This window comes from Poseidonibacter lekithochrous, assembly GCF_018861145.1.
In the GTDB taxonomy this organism is placed as follows: Bacteria; Campylobacterota; Campylobacteria; order Campylobacterales; family Arcobacteraceae; genus Poseidonibacter; species Poseidonibacter lekithochrous_A.
On record NZ_JAHKQT010000043.1, the window covers coordinates 1 to 1,793 of the forward strand.

Annotated in this window: 1 protein-coding gene; it reads right to left on the reverse strand. The window is 33.8% G+C overall.

The annotated features are described in order from the left end of the window. Window positions 1-1,793 (reverse strand): Calx-beta domain-containing protein (locus tag KO488_RS14695; RefSeq protein ID WP_216059563.1); only part of this gene is annotated, 1,793 nt, incomplete at both ends.

A 1,793-nucleotide genomic window follows, 5' to 3' on the forward strand; every position in this document is an offset into this window, starting at 1 on the left:
TCATCATCATCTATTATTGTTCCTGTTGCACTAGCTGTTGTACCTTCTGGATAAGTATTATTTGTTGTTGTTCCTTCAATTACTTCAGCTTGTAAAGTATATGTTTCATTTGATTCTGCTATATCATCTTCTATAGTTGGAACTCTTACTAAAATAGCTGTATTACCTGCCGTTATTGTTGCTTCATCAGCTTCTGTCCACGTAATACCATTATCACTTGATACCTCATATACTTCAATGATATCAGCATAATCATCACCTTTTATAGCACTCCCATCAATAGTAGAGAATTTAAATTTAATATCTTCTGTTGATTCATTAGATATCTGTACAGTAAAGATATTGAACTCCCCTTCAGTTACAACAGAATCAGAAATACTTAATGTTGGAATATCACTTTCATTCCCGCTGTCTGCAATTCTACCTTCACCTTGTTCATCAGCTACTTCTGCATTTACTGGGTTTGTTAAATTAATATACATACTTTCATCTGCTTCAAAAATATTATCATCTAAAACAGAAATTGAAATTGTTTTTGAAGTTTCACCTGGAGCAAATGTTATTGTTCCATTATCCGATACATAATCTGAACCTGCTAATGCTGTCCCATCTGCTGTTGTAAAATCTACTGTTACTGCACTATCACTTGGATTACTTAAACTAACTGTAAATGTTAATACTCCATCTTCTTCATTAATAGAAGAATCTGTAATAACAATTTGAGGAATTCCATCATTATCTAAAATTGATGCTGTCCCTTCTGATTTAACATTTGTTGTTGTTCCATCTGTTACTGTTGCTTCTAATGTAAATTGTTCTGTTGGCTCATCAATATCATCTTGAGTTGTTTTTACTCTTGCTGCTATTTCTGTCTCACCTGCTGGAATTGTTGCACTTGTAGCTTCTACCCATTCTCCATTTACAAATATCTCTACTTCTGATTCGAAGTCATCTGTACTTGCTGTTCCTGCTTTTGGTATTAAATCAAATTTAATATCTTCTGTACTTGGGTTACTTAATTGAATATTGAATACTGCGTAATCACCTTCAACTGCGTCTGCTCCACTTACACTTAATGTTGGAATATCTCCATTATCAAGAATTCTTCCTTCACCTTGTTCATCAGCTATTTCTGCATTTACTGGGTTTGTTAAATTAACTAACATACTTTCTGAATCTTCATATATTGAATCATCTATAATTGGAATTGAAAGTGTTTTTGAAGTCTCACCTGGAGCAAATGTTATTGTTCCAATTGCTGCTTCATAATCTGAACCTGCTAACGCTGTCCCATCTGCTGTTGTAAAATCTACTGTTACTTCACCATCACTTGGGTTACTTAAACTTACTGTAAATGTTAATACACCATCTTCTTCTTGTGCTACTGCATCTGATATTACAATTTGAGGAATTCCATCATTATCTAAAATTGATGCTGTCCCTTCTGATTTAACATTTGTTGTTGTTCCATCTGTTACTGTTGCTTCTAATGTAAATTGTTCTGTTGGCTCATCAATATCATCTTGAGTTGTTTTTACTCTTGCTGCTATTTCTGTCTCACCTGCTGGAATTGTTGCACTTGTAGCTTCTACCCATTCTCCATTTACAAATATCTCTACTTCTGATTCGAAGTCATCTGTACTTGCTGTTCCTGCTTTTGGTATTAAATCAAATTTAATATCTTCTGTACTTGGGTTACTTAATTGAATATTGAATACTGCGTAATCACCTTCAACTGCGTCTGCTCCACTTACACTTAATGTTGGAATATCTCCATTATCAAGAATTCTTCC